At 72.2% G+C, this 15,282-nt stretch carries 16 protein-coding genes; 9 read left to right on the forward strand and 7 right to left on the reverse strand.

The annotated features are described in order from the left end of the window. Positions 1-28: 28 nt before the first annotated feature. Positions 29-436, reverse strand: a complete 408-nt coding sequence (locus ACIP5M_RS07385; protein WP_401193112.1) for a hypothetical protein — start codon at positions 434-436, stop codon at positions 29-31. A 153-nt stretch (positions 437-589) separates the two neighbouring features. On the opposite strand from ACIP5M_RS07385, the gene sigJ reads away from it, so the two are divergent. After that, on the forward strand, positions 590-1,576 hold the full coding sequence (gene sigJ / locus ACIP5M_RS07390; protein ID WP_401193114.1) for an RNA polymerase sigma factor SigJ: 987 nt from the start codon (positions 590-592) through the stop codon (positions 1,574-1,576). A 60-nt stretch (positions 1,577-1,636) separates the two neighbouring features. On the opposite strand, the gene ACIP5M_RS07395 is transcribed toward sigJ, so the two are convergent. Together ACIP5M_RS07395 and ACIP5M_RS07400 are read right to left on the reverse strand one after the other, a co-directional pair. Further along, positions 1,637-2,491: a GNAT family N-acetyltransferase gene (locus ACIP5M_RS07395; RefSeq protein WP_401193117.1), complete on the reverse strand. Its 855-nt coding sequence runs from the start codon at positions 2,489-2,491 to the stop codon at positions 1,637-1,639. A gap of 46 nt (positions 2,492-2,537) precedes the next feature. Further along, complete coding sequence (locus tag ACIP5M_RS07400; RefSeq protein WP_401193119.1) at positions 2,538-3,449, reverse strand: AraC family transcriptional regulator; 912 nt, start codon at positions 3,447-3,449, stop codon at positions 2,538-2,540. A gap of 101 nt (positions 3,450-3,550) precedes the next feature. On the opposite strand from ACIP5M_RS07400, the gene ACIP5M_RS07405 reads away from it, so the two are divergent. Next, positions 3,551-4,504, forward strand: coding sequence for an MBL fold metallo-hydrolase (locus tag ACIP5M_RS07405; RefSeq protein WP_401193121.1), 954 nt, complete (start codon positions 3,551-3,553; stop codon positions 4,502-4,504). A 93-nt stretch (positions 4,505-4,597) separates the two neighbouring features. Here the strand turns inward: ACIP5M_RS07405 and ACIP5M_RS07410 are convergent, their stop codons facing one another. After that, complete coding sequence (locus ACIP5M_RS07410) at positions 4,598-5,101, reverse strand: hypothetical protein (RefSeq protein WP_401193123.1); 504 nt, start codon at positions 5,099-5,101, stop codon at positions 4,598-4,600. A gap of 367 nt (positions 5,102-5,468) precedes the next feature. Here ACIP5M_RS07410 and ACIP5M_RS07415 point away from each other — a divergent pair, with 367 nt between their 5' ends. Further along, positions 5,469-5,795 (forward strand): hypothetical protein, encoded by a 327-nt coding sequence (locus tag ACIP5M_RS07415; RefSeq protein WP_401193125.1) that lies wholly within the window; start codon positions 5,469-5,471, stop codon positions 5,793-5,795. A gap of 173 nt (positions 5,796-5,968) precedes the next feature. Here the strand turns inward: ACIP5M_RS07415 and ACIP5M_RS07420 are convergent, their stop codons facing one another. Next, a complete protein-coding gene (locus ACIP5M_RS07420) occupies positions 5,969-6,496 on the reverse strand; it encodes an NUDIX hydrolase family protein (RefSeq protein WP_401193568.1) in 528 nt (175 codons plus the stop codon). Positions 6,497-6,821: 325 nt separating this feature from the next. On the opposite strand from ACIP5M_RS07420, the gene ACIP5M_RS07425 reads away from it, so the two are divergent. Next, the gene (locus ACIP5M_RS07425) at positions 6,822-8,051 is read left to right on the forward strand and encodes a hypothetical protein (protein ID WP_401193128.1); all 1,230 of its coding nucleotides are present in this window, start codon (positions 6,822-6,824) and stop codon (positions 8,049-8,051) included. A 13-nt stretch (positions 8,052-8,064) separates the two neighbouring features. Here the strand turns inward: ACIP5M_RS07425 and ACIP5M_RS07430 are convergent, their stop codons facing one another. Together ACIP5M_RS07430 and ACIP5M_RS07435 are read right to left on the reverse strand one after the other, a co-directional pair. Beyond that, positions 8,065-9,030, reverse strand: a complete 966-nt coding sequence (locus ACIP5M_RS07430; protein WP_401193571.1) for a glycosyltransferase family 2 protein — start codon at positions 9,028-9,030, stop codon at positions 8,065-8,067. A gap of 122 nt (positions 9,031-9,152) precedes the next feature. After that, the gene (locus ACIP5M_RS07435) at positions 9,153-10,124 is read right to left on the reverse strand and encodes a hypothetical protein (RefSeq protein WP_401193131.1); all 972 of its coding nucleotides are present in this window, start codon (positions 10,122-10,124) and stop codon (positions 9,153-9,155) included. Positions 10,125-10,301: 177 nt separating this feature from the next. Here ACIP5M_RS07435 and ACIP5M_RS07440 point away from each other — a divergent pair, with 177 nt between their 5' ends. The 5 genes from ACIP5M_RS07440 to ACIP5M_RS07460 all read left to right on the forward strand — a co-directional run bounded on the left by ACIP5M_RS07440 (position 10,302) and on the right by ACIP5M_RS07460 (position 15,180). Then, positions 10,302-10,598 (forward strand): heavy-metal-associated domain-containing protein, encoded by a 297-nt coding sequence (locus ACIP5M_RS07440; protein WP_401193133.1) that lies wholly within the window; start codon positions 10,302-10,304, stop codon positions 10,596-10,598. A 90-nt stretch (positions 10,599-10,688) separates the two neighbouring features. Next, the gene (locus ACIP5M_RS07445) at positions 10,689-12,962 is read left to right on the forward strand and encodes a heavy metal translocating P-type ATPase (RefSeq protein WP_401193135.1); all 2,274 of its coding nucleotides are present in this window, start codon (positions 10,689-10,691) and stop codon (positions 12,960-12,962) included. A gap of 249 nt (positions 12,963-13,211) precedes the next feature. Further along, the gene (locus ACIP5M_RS07450) at positions 13,212-13,622 is read left to right on the forward strand and encodes a four-helix bundle copper-binding protein (RefSeq protein ID WP_401193138.1); all 411 of its coding nucleotides are present in this window, start codon (positions 13,212-13,214) and stop codon (positions 13,620-13,622) included. A 131-nt stretch (positions 13,623-13,753) separates the two neighbouring features. Next, complete coding sequence (locus ACIP5M_RS07455; protein WP_401193141.1) at positions 13,754-13,882, forward strand: hypothetical protein; 129 nt, start codon at positions 13,754-13,756, stop codon at positions 13,880-13,882. Positions 13,883-13,980: 98 nt separating this feature from the next. Continuing rightward, entirely contained in the window at positions 13,981-15,180 is a 1,200-nt protein-coding gene (locus ACIP5M_RS07460; RefSeq protein WP_401193143.1) for an FAD-dependent oxidoreductase, read from the forward strand. The last annotated feature ends 102 nt before the right edge of the window (positions 15,181-15,282 follow it).

Below are 15,282 nucleotides of genomic sequence, written 5' to 3' on the forward strand. Positions count from 1 at the left end.
CGGAGGCCGGTCCCGCCCCGGGCCGGGGCTACGCGCGGGTACCCGCGCCGCGCAGCGACGAGCGGCCGGACAGCGCGTGGCCCAGAGCCGACACGCTCAGTCCGAACATCAGCACACCCAGGGGTACATGGAGCGACACCACGTGCGCGATACCGAGCACCACCTGCACCGAAGCGAGCACGAGGAAGCCGGAGGCGTACAGGACGGGACGCGGGGACCCGCCGCCCGGCCGCCACGCCAGGATCGCGGCCAGGACGTACAGCATCGACGCGCCGTACATCACGCGGGCGCCGACACCGTGCAGCACCTCGCCGTGGGGCGAGGCCAGCAGCAGCCCGGCGGTGACCGCCTGGAAGAAGATGCCCAGGGTCTGCAGCGCGATCGCGACCTGAAGGAACGTGCGGCTGCGCCGTTCTGCCTTTGCCCGTATGACCATGATGCGGTCCCCGTTTCTGCCTCGCGGCGGTGGATCGGTACTGTCTCGACAGTCCGACGACGCAGGCCCGCGAAATGTGAGGCGAAGCGCGCTCTTCCCGCCGAAGCGGCGGGAGCCGGGAACGAACGAGAAGAAGCGGGAGCGGCCGCCACCATGAGCACCCAAGCCGAGCCGGGCCACGACCGGTGCGAGCCGGCCCTGAGCGTGATCCTCGGTGAGCGGCGCCAACTGACCGGCCTCGCCTATCGGTTGCTCGGTTCGCTGGCCGAGGCCGAGGACGCCGTGCAGGAGACCTATACCCGCTGGTACGCGATGTCGCGACAGCAGCAGGAGGCCGTCGAGTCGCCCGGCGCCTGGCTGACGACGGTGGCGAGCCGCATCTGCCTGGACCTGCTCGGCTCCGCGCGCGCCCGGCGCGAGCGCTACGTCGGCGAATGGATTCCCGAGCCACTGCCCGACCGTACGGAATGGATCGGCGGGCCCGCCGGCGGCGGCAGCGCCGAACCGGCCGACCCCGCGGACCGGGTCACCCTCGACGAGTCGGTGCACATGGCCTTCCTCGTCGTACTGGAGTCGATGACGCCGGCGGAACGCGTGGCGTTCATCCTGCACGACGTGTTCCGGTACCCCTTCACCGAGGTCGCCGGGATCATCGGCCGGACACCGGCGGCCTGCCGGCAGCTGGCCTCCTCGGCCCGTCGGCGCACCCGCGCCGCACGGCAGCCGGCGGCCGCGACGGGCGGGCAGGCCGCTTTGGTGCGGCGCTTCAAGGAGGCGTGGGAGGTCAGGGACATCAGGGCCCTCGTCGACCTCCTCGATCCCGACGCCACGATGACCGTCGACGGCGGCGGACTGGTCGGCGCCGCCCTCCGCCCCGTCGAGGGCGGCGAGCGCATCGCCCAGTACCTGATCCACATCGCCGGCAAGGCCCCCGGCCTGACCCTCCTGGAGCGGACGGTCAACGGCCGGCCGGGCCTGGTCGCCCGGCACTCCGGCACCACCGCGACCGTGGCGGCGTTCGGCCTCACCGGTGGCCGCATCACGCACATCTGGGCGATCCGCAACCCGGAGAAGCTCCGCCCGTGGACCGAGGACCGGCCGGGCCGAACCGGCGACCGTGCATCCGGGCACGCGGGCTGAGCAGCGGGCTCGGCGCCCGCCCCGGACGGTGCCGCGCCCCGGGCGGTGCCACGCGGCAGCTCAGACGAGGTCGATCGAGCGGTACTCGTCCAGCACGGCGAAGCCGGTGCTGTCGTACAGCCTCATCGCGACCTCGTTGCCGCCGAAGACGTTGAACATCATCGCCTCGTCGCCGCCCTGCCGGGTGGCCCACTCGCCCACGGCCATCGCGGCCCGGCCGTACCCCTTGCCGCGGTGCTCCTCGTGCACATCCAGCGAGAAGCCGAAGGTCACGCCCGGCAGGAACCCGTGGTTCACCCAGCCGGTGCCGACGACCTGCCCCTCGGCCTCCATGGCGTAGAAGGCGTGACCCGGGGTGCGGTAACCCTGCGGGAGGTACCGGGCGAAGTCCTGATCGGACTTCGCCTTGGCCTGCTCCGGGGTCAGGGCTCCGGCCCGGACGATGTCCGCGATGTAGGCCGCCTCCTCAGCGGCGTACCAGCCCGGGTACTCCTCCTCGGTGAGCCTGCGGACCGTCAGGCCCGGCGGCAGCTCGGGCCGCTCGGCCGCGGCGCGCATCCGGTTCTGTCCCCGCACGGGGTAGTCGGCGAACACACCCGGTCCACCGGTCAGCCGGACCTCCACCCGCTGCGCGCCGTGCTCGGCGCACCACCGTTCGGCCCACTCGCGCCCGTGCGGCACGGTCAGGTCGTGGATCCGTCCCACGGTCGCCCCGTTGTCCTCCGCCACCCCGACCGCGATCCACCCGGTGCCGTCCGTGGCCACCGTCCAGCCGTCGATCCCCGTGACCGCCCGTTCCAGAAGAGCCCGCGCCAGCGGCTCGGAACACCCCGCCGCCCGGTATCCGGCGAGCACCCGCTCCTCGAACCCGCCACGCCACTCGCCTCGTTCGGCAACGATCTCTATCGCGTTCATCCGGTCAGCCTAGACGGCGGCACTGACACGGGGCTCGCCTGCCGCGTCACCGCCGCCCGGCGCGGTAGCGCCCCGGCGTCGTCCCGAACTCCCGGCTGAAGGCGTGCGAGAGGGCGTACGGGGTCCCGTAGCCGACCCGGCGGGCGATGGTGGCGAGGGAGTCGGGGGTGTCGCGGAGCAGGGTGGCGGCGTACGTCAGGCGCCACCAGGTGAGGTACGCCATCGGGGACCGGCCGACGAGGGAGCCGAACCGGCGCGCCAGCGTCGGCCGGGACACGCCCGCCTCGGCGGCCAGCAGGTCGTTGGTCCAAGGCGCGGCCGGATCCGTGTGCAGGGCGCGCAGGGCGGTCGCCGTCACGGGATCGCCCAGGGCCGCCGGCCAGACACCGGCCGAGCCCTCCGTCATCCAGGCCCGGATCATGTAGACGAGGAGCAGGTCGAGCAGGCTCGGGACCGCGATGCAGGACCCCGGTCCCCGCGCGTCCAGCTCGCGCCCCAACAGCTCTATCGCAGAGCGCAGTTCGGGATGACTGCCCACCCGGTTCGGCAGATGGACCACCTGCGGCAGCTCCAGCATGAGCGGATGCACCCGGCTGCGGTCGAGCCGGTACTTCCCGCACAGCATCCGCACCCCACCGGACCCGGCCGGGGGCCGCCCGGCCAACTTCCCGTCGGCCCAGCCCTCGAACGACACCGCCCGCGCCACGGCCGCGGGGCCGGCGGGGGAGTCGGCGATCACGTGCCCCGCCCCGTGCGGCAGCAGCACCGCGTCCCCGGGGCCCAGGACGAGGGGCGCACCGCCGTCGGGCAGCAGCCAGCAGCTGCCCTCCAGCACCACGTGGAAGCCCGCGCCGTCGTACGGCGCGAGGCGCACGCACCAACTCCCGTCCGCCTGGACCCGGTTGGAGGAGGGCTGCCCGATACGTACGGCGGAGATCGCGTCGCTCACCACGTCCATCGCTGCAGAGTATCGCGAAGGCGCGGGAGTGAGAGCCTTGCGTATTCACCTGAGTGAAGCAGGCATTGAGGTGCTCATTCCCCCTTCCTAGAGTCCAACTCATGACGAACCAGAGCAAGAAGGCGCAGGCACAGGCACAGGCACCGGTGAACACCATCGTCCTGGGCGATGTCGAGATCAGCCGGGTGACGGAGTGGCAGGGGGCCTTCGTCCCGGCCCGCGACCTCGTCCCCGACGCGGCGGCCGGGACGTGGACGGACAACGAGGACTGGCTGGCGCCGCACCACCTGGAAACGGACACCGGCCTCGCCGTGGTCGCGCTGCAGACCTGGGTCCTGCGCAGCGGCGGCCGGACCATCCTGGTCGACACCGGCGTCGGCAACGGCCGCGAGCGGCCCGGTTCCCCGCTGTTCCACCGGCGCGAGGGGGACTTCCCGGCCCGGCTGGCCCGTCTCGGCGTCCGGCCCGAGGACGTGGACGTGGTCGTCAACACCCACCTCCACGGCGACCACGTCGGCTGGAACACCGTCGGTGTCGAGGGGGAGGAGGACCAGTGGGTGCCGGCCTTCCCGAACGCCCAGTACCTCATCCCGGCCGAGGACGACACCCACTTCGGCCCGGACAACGGCTACGGGAACGGCCTTCGCGAGGACGACCGGCTCATCTACGAGGACAGCGTGGCCCCCGTCCACCGGGCCGGCCAGGCCGTGCTGTGGCAGGGTGTCCACCGCATCGACGAGCACCTCACCCTGGAGTCCGCGCCCGGCCATACGCCCGGCTCGTCCGTGCTGCGCCTCGCCTCCGGCTCCGACCGGGCCGTCTTCGTCGGTGACCTGCTGCACAGCCCGGTCCAGATCCTCGACCCGGACAGCAACAGTTGCTTCTGCCTGGACGCCGCGCAGGCCGCCGCGAGCCGCCGCCGCATCCTCGAACGTGCCGCGGCCGAACGCGAACTGCTCGTCCCCGCCCACTTCGGCGGCGCGGGTGCCGTGGAAGTCCGCCGGGAAGCGGGCGGGTTCGCCCTCGGACGCTGGGCCGGTTTCGACGCCGGGTGAGGCCTCCGGCGGGGCCGCCGCCTGCTCGTCGGAACGTGATCTCCGATCTCGGAACGCGCCGCAGCCCGTTGCGGGGCTGCGGCGCGAGCGGCGTCAGTGGAACAGCATGGAGGCCTCGCCGGCGGCCGTGGTCACGGAGCCGGGGCACAGGAAGCTCCCCGACACCTTGGTCGCCGTGAAGGCCTGGTTGACGTACTTGCGGGTGGATCCGTCGCGGTTCCACACGATGTTCACGGCCTTGAAGCGACAGGAGATGAAGCTCTGCTTGCCCGAGATGTCGATCGCGTCCGTCTTCGCGGTGCCGCCGGCGTCGTCGAAGGTGAAGGCCGGGTCGTTGTTGAGGGTGGCGGTGATGCCGCCGCTGCACGCCAGGTTGCCGCCGGGCGCGTTGATGCTGGTGCGGTCGACGGTCAGGGCGCTCGGCGGACTGGCGCTGGTGCGGGCGTTGCTCCAGGTGCAGGTGTTGCCCGCGACCACGATCACGCCGTCCACCCGCTGGTCCGCGGTGGGACCGAGGGCCACCGCCGCCGTCGAACCGCCGACGACCAGCGCGGCCGCCAGGGCGGTGACACCCGGCCATGTCGAGAACTTCTTCATGTCGCTCCTCTTTGCCACGTCCTTGTGGGGTAAAGCGAGGCCTGGGGCGGGCCGCGCCGGCGTGCGCCCGGTCGGCGGGGGCGGAGGGCCGCGGCGATGACCGGGGGAGGGCTGAGTGCCCGGATCAGGGCACGCACGGAACGTGCCACAAGGACCTTGAAATGTCAGGAGCATGCCATTCGATTGGCTGGATGGCTCCCCTCCGTCAGGGGGCGCCGCGCGAGGGACGTGCCAGGCCGGGGTGGCGTTGAACGCGTTCAAACACTCTGGCAGTATGGCCGCCGGGAAGAACCTGCGGACGCGACGCGGATGTGAATCCGTGCGCCCTCGTGGCGGGTTCGCCATGCGACCAGGAGGTCAGTGCAACATGATCATTGCCGCGTTCGTCTTTCTCATCGTCGGCCTCTTCGTGGTCGTCACGCCCGGTGCGGTGCTCGGGTGCGTCTTCGCCTTGGTGAGCGGCAGGTTGCCGCACGTGGCCAGAATTCCCTTGCTGGTACTGCTGGCTGGGGGTTCTGCGGCGTTGTGGTTGGCCGTGATCGGCCCGAACCTCTGGCGGCCGGCCATCGTGGTGCTGTCGTTCACCGCGACACTCGTCTCGGGAGCCACGTTCCTCATGCGCGAAGCCCGCAAGCGCCGTGCACCGCAGATTCCGCCGTGGCCCGCCTGGTATCCGCCGGCCGGCCCGAGGTGACTGCCGGGGCCCCGGTGCGGCCGGCCTCGGCGGCGCGGCGTCGTAGGCCGGGACCCCGCACACACGAAGACCCCGAGACCTGCTCGGGGTCTTGTGCACTTCGCTGACCTACGGCTTCAACGACTGTGATGAACAAGCGTCACGGTCGATCTCGGGCCCGTGCCGTTACTCGCTCAGTACGTATGTCCCACGTGCGCGAGGGCCTGCTTCAGCAGCACCCCGTGCCCGCCCGGCATCTCGCTCTGTACGGCGGGGGAGGCCGCTTCCTGCGGACTGAACCAGACCAGGTCCAGCGCGTCCTGCCGCGGGCGGCAGTCGCCGGTCACCGGGACGATGTAGGCGAGGGACACGGCGTGCTGGCGCGGGTCGTGGTAGGAGGTGATGCCCGCCGTGGGGAAGTACTCGGCGACCGTGAACGGCTGGAGGGAGGCGGGGACGCGTGGCAGTGCCACCGGGCCGAGGTCCTTCTCCAGGTTGCGCAGCAGCGCGTCGCGGACCCGCTCGTGGTGCAGGACGCGGCCCGATACGAGGGTTCGGCTGACCGTTCCGTCCGGACCGATGCGCAGCAGCAGCCCGATGCTGGAGACTTCGCCGCTGTCGTCCACGCGCACGGGCACGGCCTCCACGTACAGGATGGGCATCCGGGCCCGGGCCGTTTCCAGCTCGTCCGTGGTCAGCCATCCGGGCGTGGTCTCGGTAATGTCAGACATTCCTTGATCATACTTTCCGGGTGGGACGCCCGCAGGGTGCCCGGGCCGGTTCCGTAGGCGCGGTTTGCCGGGGGCGAGTACTCCGGCAGGGGGACACCGCGAGCAGGAGTGGAGCGGTCGGCCGCCGGAGTACTTCCGCGTGCAGCTCCGCGAGGCGTTCGCCAGACTGGGCGTGAAGCGCGGCGCTGGCTCACCGACGAGACGATCGCGGAGCTGGAGATGATCGGATTCCCCATGCCCGTGGCATCCCGCAATGACAGCGAGGCGAAGCCGGCGAGCGCTGCCGGTCCCGGGCCGGTGAGCGGCGCGGTGCCCGATGCCTGAGGCCGCGGTGGCGGACCCGACCGCTCGGCCGGCGCGCCGGGGTCGGCGCCGCGACGTGCTTCCGCCGGTGGTCGCCTGGCTGGCTGCGAACCTCCTCACCTGGATGGTCGCGAAGGAGTCCGTCGCCGGTGATGGATCGAAGGTGGCTTTCTGGTCCACGGCGGGTCGCCATCGCTGGGATTCCGGGCACTACCTCTCCATCGCCAGGACCGGCTACGAGATGTTCCGGTGCCGGGACCGCTACGCGAACTTTCCCGATGTCATGTGCGGGAACGCCGCCTGGTTCCCCGCGTACCCCATGGCGGTCCGGGCGGTTTCCGCCACGGGACTCTCCTATGAGCCAGCTGCCGTCGTCGTCACCGAATTGTCGTTGTTCGGCATGTTCGCGGTGTTGTGGTGGTTGCTCGGCGCCCGGCTCACCTGGGCCACCGGCCTCACCCTCGCCATCGGTACGGTGTTTCCGGGCGGTATTTATTTCCATGCGATGTTCCCGATCGCCGCCGGAACGCTGGGGCTGCTCGTCTGTATCGCCGGGGTGAAACGCGGTTCCTGGGCGATCGCTGCTGCCGGTGGTTTCGTGGCGGTCTCCAGCCATCTCGTCGGCGCTGTCGCGGTCGGCATGCTGCTGTTGAGCGCGCTCTTCGCGTGGCAAAGGGACACATGGCCGGTAAGGATTGCAAAAGCCGTGGCGACGGCGGCTCTCGCCGGCTGCGGCGTATTGTGGGCCAAGTGGATGGCATGGCAGGCGACGGGCCACTGGGACGCGTACGAGATCATCCAGAGATCCAGCTACGGGCAGGGCGACCTGCGGCAGCCGTTCGACGAGATGAGGAAGGCGTACGCTTTTCCGTTCAGCGACTGGTACAAGCCCCAAGGGCACCTGTCGTGGCTGATGGAGCACAGCCTCGCCGCACACAGGCCCCAGCTCTGGCTGAACACCGCCTTCGTCCTGCTCGTCCTCGCGACCGCCGCGGTTCGACTCGTCCGGAACCATCGGCTCGACGTCGAGGAATGGGCCGCCCTGATCCTGACGGTGGGCATTTTCCTGCTGCCGTTCTTCGCGGGCGCGGAAAAGTCGTGGTATCGCAATCATGCGCAGATGTTTGTCGGGCTCATCTGGGTCAGGCACATGCCCCGCTGGGTCCAGGTGCCGTTGCTGGTGTGCTGCGCGATGCAATATGCCCTTCTGGGGGCGATGTTTTTCGCCGGGGTACTGGTGTGACGACGGGTACCTGCTAACACTTTTCTTCGTCGGTGTCGCGGGCGACGTAATAGGTCGGCCGTGCCTGGAGCGCGGTGTAGATGCGGGCCACGTATTCACCGAGCATTCCCAGGCAGAAGAGCTGGACGGCTCCGAAGAAAAGGACCGTGATGATCAGAGAGGTCCAGCCGGGCAGGGTGCTTCCCGTGGCGTGCGCGGCGAGGACCCAGACGAGGAAAGCGAGGCAGACGACGAGACTGGCGCCGCCGATCGCCGTCGCCAGGCGCAGCGGCAGTGCCGAGAAACTGGTGACGCTGTCGGACGCCAGCAGGATCATTTTGTGCAGGGGGTACTTCGTGGTGCCGGCCACGCGCTCCGCGCGGTGGTACGTGATCTGTCCGCTGGGAAATCCGAGCCAGGGGATCAGCAGCCGGTAGACCTGCTGCTGGTCGGGAAGGGCCTTGAGCGTGTCCACCACGGGGCGGGACAGCAGGCGGAAGTCACCGGCGTGAGCGGGCACGAAAGAGCCCGCCAGGCGGCGCATCAGCCAGTAGTACACGGCGGCCGTCCGGCGTTTGAAACCGGTGTCGGTGGAGCGGTCGTCACGGACGCCGTAGACGATGTCCAGGCCGTCTCCCCGGGCGAGGGCGACCATGTGGGGGATGACCTCCGGCGGGTCCTGGAGGTCCGCGTCGATGCTGATCACGTAGGCGCCGCGGGCGCGGTGCAACCCGGCCGTGAGGGCGGCCTGGTGGCCGCTGTTGCGCCGGAGGGTCACGACGCGCAGCTGGGGCCAGACCGTGTGCAGGTCCTCCAGCAGGCCGGGTGTGCCGTCGGTCGAGCCGTCGTCCACGGCGACGACCTCGTACGGTTCGCGGCACCCCTCCAGGATCGGCCGGAGCCGCGCCGCCAGAGCGGGCAGGGCCTCCTCCTCGTTGAAGATGGGAACCACGACCGACAGCGCGATCGGTCCCCTGTGCGTGTCGTACACAGCAGTCATCATGCGGGAGCCGCCTGTAGCCGGCATTTTGAAAGACCGGCAGCCCACTGCGCCGGCCGAAGCGACGGTGCGATGCTCGCGACGCTCGTGAACCCCGCATCACCTCCCGACGGCCCAGGCCGTCAGTGGCGGTGGCTGTCCGGTGCCTGGGCCGGTTCGGGCCGGCGCGGCTCTCGCGGCTGGTCGGCGGCGGTGGTCGGGCCCGCGTCGAGGGTGAACGCCGCGGTGCGGACGGTGCCCTGGTGCTGGAAGTCGAGGAACAGGCGGTACGTGCCCGGGCTGGGGGCGGTCGCGGTGAAGGAGATGCCGGGGCCGGGCCGGGTGGCGCCATCCCCGGGCGCGCCGTTCGGGTGGACGTGGAGGTAGGCGAGGTCGCCGGCGCGCAGGGCGACGAGGTGGCCGTACGCGCCGAGGTAGGGCTGGAGGTCGGTGACGGGGCGGCCGTCCTTGCTCACCTCCAGCGTGAGCTCTCCCGGCGCACCGGGCCGCAGGTCGCCGCCGAGGGCCACGGTGTAGCCGTCGACGGTGGTGGTGCGTACGGGCTGGGACGGGGCGGCGGCCTGGTAGGGGCCGGAGGCGGCGAGGTCCGCTCCGAGGGTGAGGTTCCGGGCGTCCGAGCCGGCGGGGGTGAAGTCGGCGAAGACGCGGTAGTCGCCGGCGGCGGGGAGGGCGACCGGTGTGCTCCAGGTGCCGTCGGCCGCCCGGGTGGGGTGGAGGTGGCGGTAGGTCGCCAGGTCGCGCGAGGCGAGGACCAGGTGGAGTTCCTTGTCGTGCTCGCGCCGGTAGTCGGTGACCGGCCCGCCCGTCCGGTCGCGGATGACGAAGCGCAGTTCGCCCGGCTGTCCCGCGTTCAGGCGCGGGGTGCGGAGGTCGAGCGTGTACCCGGCTTCGGAGACCTGGAGTCCGCCGGCGGGTGATTCCCCGCCTGCTTCGAGGTCGCCGGGTTGCCGTGCGGCGCCTGCGGGGTGCGTGGAGTGCGTGGCGGCCCGGGCGGCCGTCGCGTCGGGCCCTGCTGCCGCCCCTATGCCGTAGGCGGCGCCGAAGGACGCGGTGAGAGCGGCCGCGAAAGCGGTGATCTTCAGGGCGGTGTTCATGGCAACTCCTCTGGTGTGGTGGGCCGGTGAGCCCACGTCTCGGCCGAGCATATACCCCTGGGGGGTATTGGCAAGAGGTGCGTCGGGAGTTGCCAACAATACGGGTAGGGGGTATACCTTGAGGCGTCAACCGAGATACCCCCCCAGGGTATCGAGACTCTACGGAAGGTCCCCGCCATGTCCTGCTGCTCCACCGAAGGCACCTGCTCGACCACCGCGACCCCCGTTGCCGGCATCGGGACCCTGACCGCACCGCAGGCGACCGCCACCGTCTACGACGTCGCCGGCATGACGTGCGGCCACTGCAAGGCGACCCTCACCCGGGAGATCGGCGCCCTCGCCGGTGTCGTCTCGGTGGAGGTCGACCTCGCAGCCGGCCAGGTCACCGTGGCCACGGCCGGCGAACCGGACGACGCCCTCTTGGCGAAGGTGATCGACGAGGCCGGTTACGAACTGACCGGCCGGGCGGCCTGAGTCCCACCGCGCAACCGCGCCGGGCCCGTCGGCCGGCCGGCCCGAGGGTCCGGCGCGTTTCCCATCGTTTCCACCGTTCGAGGAGCAGTGATGACGACCACGATTCCCGGCAGTGCCGAGGTCGAACTCGCCATCGGCGGGATGACCTGCGCCTCCTGCGCGGCCCGCATCGAGAAGAAGCTGAACCGGATGGACGGTGTCGAGGCGAGCGTCAACTACGCCACCGAAAAGGCGAAGATTATTTACCGGGGCGGCGCCGTCTCCGTCGCGGACCTCATCGCCACCGTGGAGGCCACCGGCTACACCGCCGCAGAGCCCGCCCCCGTCTCCACCGGCCTCTCCACCGCTCCCGGATCCGGCCCTGCCGGTGCCGCGCCCGAGGAGGCGGACGCGCTGCGGCCGCTGCGGCAGCGGCTGATCACCGCCGTCCTGCTCTCCGTACCGGTCGTGGCCATGGCGATGGTCCCGGCCCTGCAGACCCAGTACTGGCAGTGGCTCTCCCTCACGCTGGCCGCGCCGGTGGTCACCTATGCGGCCTGGCCGTTCCACCGGGCCGCTTTCACCAACGCCCGGCACGGGGCGGCCACCATGGACACCCTGGTCTCCGTCGGCACGTCGGCCGCGTTCCTGTGGTCGCTGTGGGCGCTGTTCTTCGGCACCGCGGGCACCCCCGGCATGACGCACGGCTTCGCCCTCACCATCGCCCGTACCGACGGCGCCGGGAACATCTACCTCGAAGCCGCGGCGGGCGTCACCGCCTTCATCCTGGCCGGCCGCTACTTCGAGGCCCGCTCCAAGCGCAAGGCCGGCGCCGCCCTGAAGGCACTGCTGGAACTCGGCGCTAAGGAGGTCACCGTCCTGCGCGCAGGCCGCGAGGAACGCATACCGACCGCCGGACTCCGGGCCGGTGACCGCTTCCTGGTCCGCCCGGGGGAGAAGGTGGCCACCGACGGCATCGTGGTCGAGGGATCCTCCGCCGTGGACGCCTCGATGCTGACCGGAGAATCGGTCCCGGTCGAGGTCACCGTCGGGGACACCGTCACGGGCGCCACCCTCAACGCCGGCGGCCGCCTGGTCGTCGAGGCCACCCGAGTCGGCGCCGACACCCAACTGGCCCGGATGGCCAAGCTGGTGGAGGACGCGCAGAACGGCAAGGCCGCCGCCCAGCGCCTCGCCGACCGGATCTCCGCCGTGTTCGTGCCGGTCGTCATCGCCCTCGCGCTCGCCACGCTCGGCTTCTGGCTCGGCTCCGGCGCCGGCCTGACCGCCGCGTTCACGGCCGCCGTCGCCGTACTGATCATCGCCTGCCCCTGCGCCCTGGGGCTGGCGACCCCGACCGCCCTCATGGTCGGCACCGGCCGCGGCGCCCAGCTCGGCATCCTGATCAAGGGCCCCGAGGTACTGGAGTCCACCCGCAAGGTCGACACCATCGTCCTGGACAAGACCGGCACCGTCACCACCGGCAAGATGACCCTGCTCGCCGTGCACACCGCCGACGGCGAGGACGAAACCGAGGTACTGCGCCTCGCGGGCGCCCTGGAGCACGCCTCCGAGCACCCGATCGCCCAGGCCGTCGCCACCGGCGCCGCCGCCAAGGCCGGTTCGCTGCCCGCCCCCGAGGACTTCGCGAACGTCCCCGGCCTCGGCGTCCAGGGCATCGTCGAGGGACACGCCGTGCTGGTCGGCCGCGAGAAGCTCCTCGCCGCGTGGGCCATCGACCTGCCGACCGCCCTGGCGCGGGCCAAGGCAGCCGCCGAAGCGGCCGGCCGGACCGCGATCGCGGTCGCCTGGGACGGGCGGGCCCGCGCCGTCCTGGAAGTCGCCGACGCCGTCAAGGACACCAGCGCGGAGGCGATCCGCCGCCTGCGGGCCCTCGGGCTGACCCCGATCCTGCTCACCGGCGACAACCGGGCCGTCGCCCGGGCCGTCGCCGCAGAGGTCGGCATCGACGAGGTCATCGCCGAGGTCATGCCCGAGGAGAAGGTCGACGTCGTCAAGCGGCTGCAGGCCGAGGGCCGCAGCGTGGCGATGGTCGGAGACGGCGTCAACGACGCGGCCGCCCTCGCCCATGCCGACCTGGGCCTGGCCATGGGCACCGGCACCGACGCCGCCATCGAAGCCGGCGACCTGACGCTGGTCCGCGGCGACCTGCGGGCCGCGGCCGACGCCATCCGCCTGGCCCGCAAGACCCTCGGCACCATCCGGACGAACCTGTTCTGGGCCTTCGCCTACAACGTGGCCGCCCTGCCGCTCGCCGCGGCCGGACTGCTCAACCCGATGATCGCCGGAGCGGCCATGGCCTTCTCCTCCGTCTTCGTGGTCGGCAACAGCCTGCGGCTGCGCTCCTTCCGCGCCGGCCACTGACACACCGGGGCCGCGCCCCGCCCGGGCTGGTGCTCCGCGCCCACCACCGGCACCGACCGCCGGTACCCACCGCCCACCCGTCGACAGCCAGCGCACACCGCGCCGCGCCTCCGCTCGGGGCACCTCGTCTCCCTGGGGTGCCCCGGGCGCGTTTTGGCGCCACGCTGGTGGTGAGCCGCAGCAAGCCGGGGGTTTCTTCCAGGCGCGGCCGCCCGGCCCGCCGCCCGCGGCGCAAAGGAGGCTGCCGCGATGTCCAGCACCGTGAAGAACATGCTCGCCACCTACCCCGCCGACCTCGGCGACGTCGACCAGCGCAAGCTCACCCGCTGCATCGAGGAGTGCATCGCCTGCGCCCAGGCCTGTACCGCGTGCGCGGACGCCTGCCTGAGCGAGGGCATGGTGGGCGACCTTGCCAAGTGCATCCGTACCGACATGGACTGCGCCGACATCTGCGGCGCCACCGCGTCGGTCCTCTCCCGCCACACCGGCTACGACGCCAACATCACCCGCGCGATCCTCACCGCCTGCGCCGCCGCCTGCGGAGCCTGCGCGGACGAGTGCGGCCGCCACGCGGACATGCACGAGCACTGCCGCATCTGCGCGGAGGCGTGCCGCTCCTGCCAGCAGGCGTGCAACGAGCTGCTCGGCGCCCTCGGCTGACGCCGCCCCGGCCACGGCGAGTCGGCCGCGCTCCGGAGACCGGCTGGGGCAGCGCAGACCCTGCTCCAGCTCACCGGCGCGGCCGTCCTGCCGGTCCTCTTTTTCGCGACGATCCCCGCCCTGACCGGCGGATGAGCAGCGCCTCCCTCGGCGCCGCCGGCGCCCTGGCCACCGCACCGCTGATGAAGGGCAGGCCCCCGGCCCGGACCGCGGGCCGGGAACCCGCCTCCGCCCGAACGCCCGCGGCAGCGGCCTCCTGACGCCCGGTCACCCGGCCGAGGGCCCGAGCGGGCGGCGGCGTAGGGTGAGGCGCGCCGTAGAGGGTGGTGTCCGACCCGACCCGAACGAAGAGGTGCTGATGCCCGAACGTCATGCCGTGGTGGCCGGGGCCGGTATCGGTGGCCTCACCGCCGCCCTCGCACTGCATCGCCGCGGCTGGCGCGTCACCGTCTGCGAACGCGCCCCCGAAGCCCCCACCACCGGTGCCGGTATCGGCCTCGCCCCCAACGCCCTGCGCGCACTCGATGCCATCGGTGTCGACGCCGCCCGCGCTGCCGGCAGCGCCATACCCGCGACGATGGGCGTGCGCCGCTCCGACGGCCGGTGGCTCACCCGGTCCGGCACCGCGGACATGGCGGTCCGGTACGGCACCGCCCCGATCGCCGTCCCGCGCCCTGAGTTCACCGCCGCCCTGGCCGCCGCCCTGCCCCCGGGGGCCATCCGGTTCGGCACCGCCGTGACCGCCGTCGACGACCCTGCGGGCTGCCCCACCGTCCGTACGGAAGGGGGCCCGGACCTTTCCGCCGACCTGGTCGTCGCCGCCGACGGCATCAACAGCGCCCTGCGCCGCGCGTACTTCCCCGCCCACGCCGGCCTGCACTACCTCGGCGAGACCGCTTGGCGGACCCTCGTACACGCGCCGGACCTCGGGATATCGGCCATGAGCGAGACCTGGGGGAGGGGCCGGCGGTTCGGCGTCACGCCGCTCTCCGACGGACGGTTGTACCTCTACGCCACCGCAGTCGTCCCGGCCGGCACCCGGTCGGCCGACCCCCGGGACGAACTGCGGCGCCGCTTCGGCTCGTGGCACGACCCGATCCCGGCCCTGCTGCACCGAGTCAGCCGCCTCGACCCCGCCGACGTCCTCCAGAACGACCTCTACGACCTGGCCGCCCCGCTCCCCAGCCTGCACCACGGCCGGATCGCCTGGCTCGGCGACGCAGCCCACGCCATGGCCCCCAACCTCGGCCAGGGAGGCTGCCAGGCCATCGAGGACGCGGTCGTCCTCGCCCATCTGCTTCCACCGGGAGACAGCGCAGACAGCGCGAACAACGTGAAGAACGCGGACTCCGTCCCGGCCGCCCTCGCCGCGTACACCGCCGCCCGCCTCGACCGCACGGATGCCGTACGCGTCCGCGCCCGGCGGGTCGGCCGCCTGGGCGCCCTCCGCAACCCGCTCGCGGCGGCCGCCCGCGACCTCGCGGTCCGCGCCGTCCCCGACCGCCTGGCCCTGCGCGGCATGGACGGCCTCTTCAACGGCTTCCGCCTCCCCGGGTAGCGGCTGCCCGCCGGGGACAGAGCGGTGGCCGCACGCGGTCCCGGGGGGAACGAGAACCGCGTGGGGCCACCGATTTCGCCGGTTGCCACACCGCTCAAAGGG

This window comes from Streptomyces sp. NPDC088762, assembly GCF_044750905.1.
Taxonomy (GTDB): Bacteria; Actinomycetota; Actinomycetes; order Streptomycetales; family Streptomycetaceae; genus Streptomyces.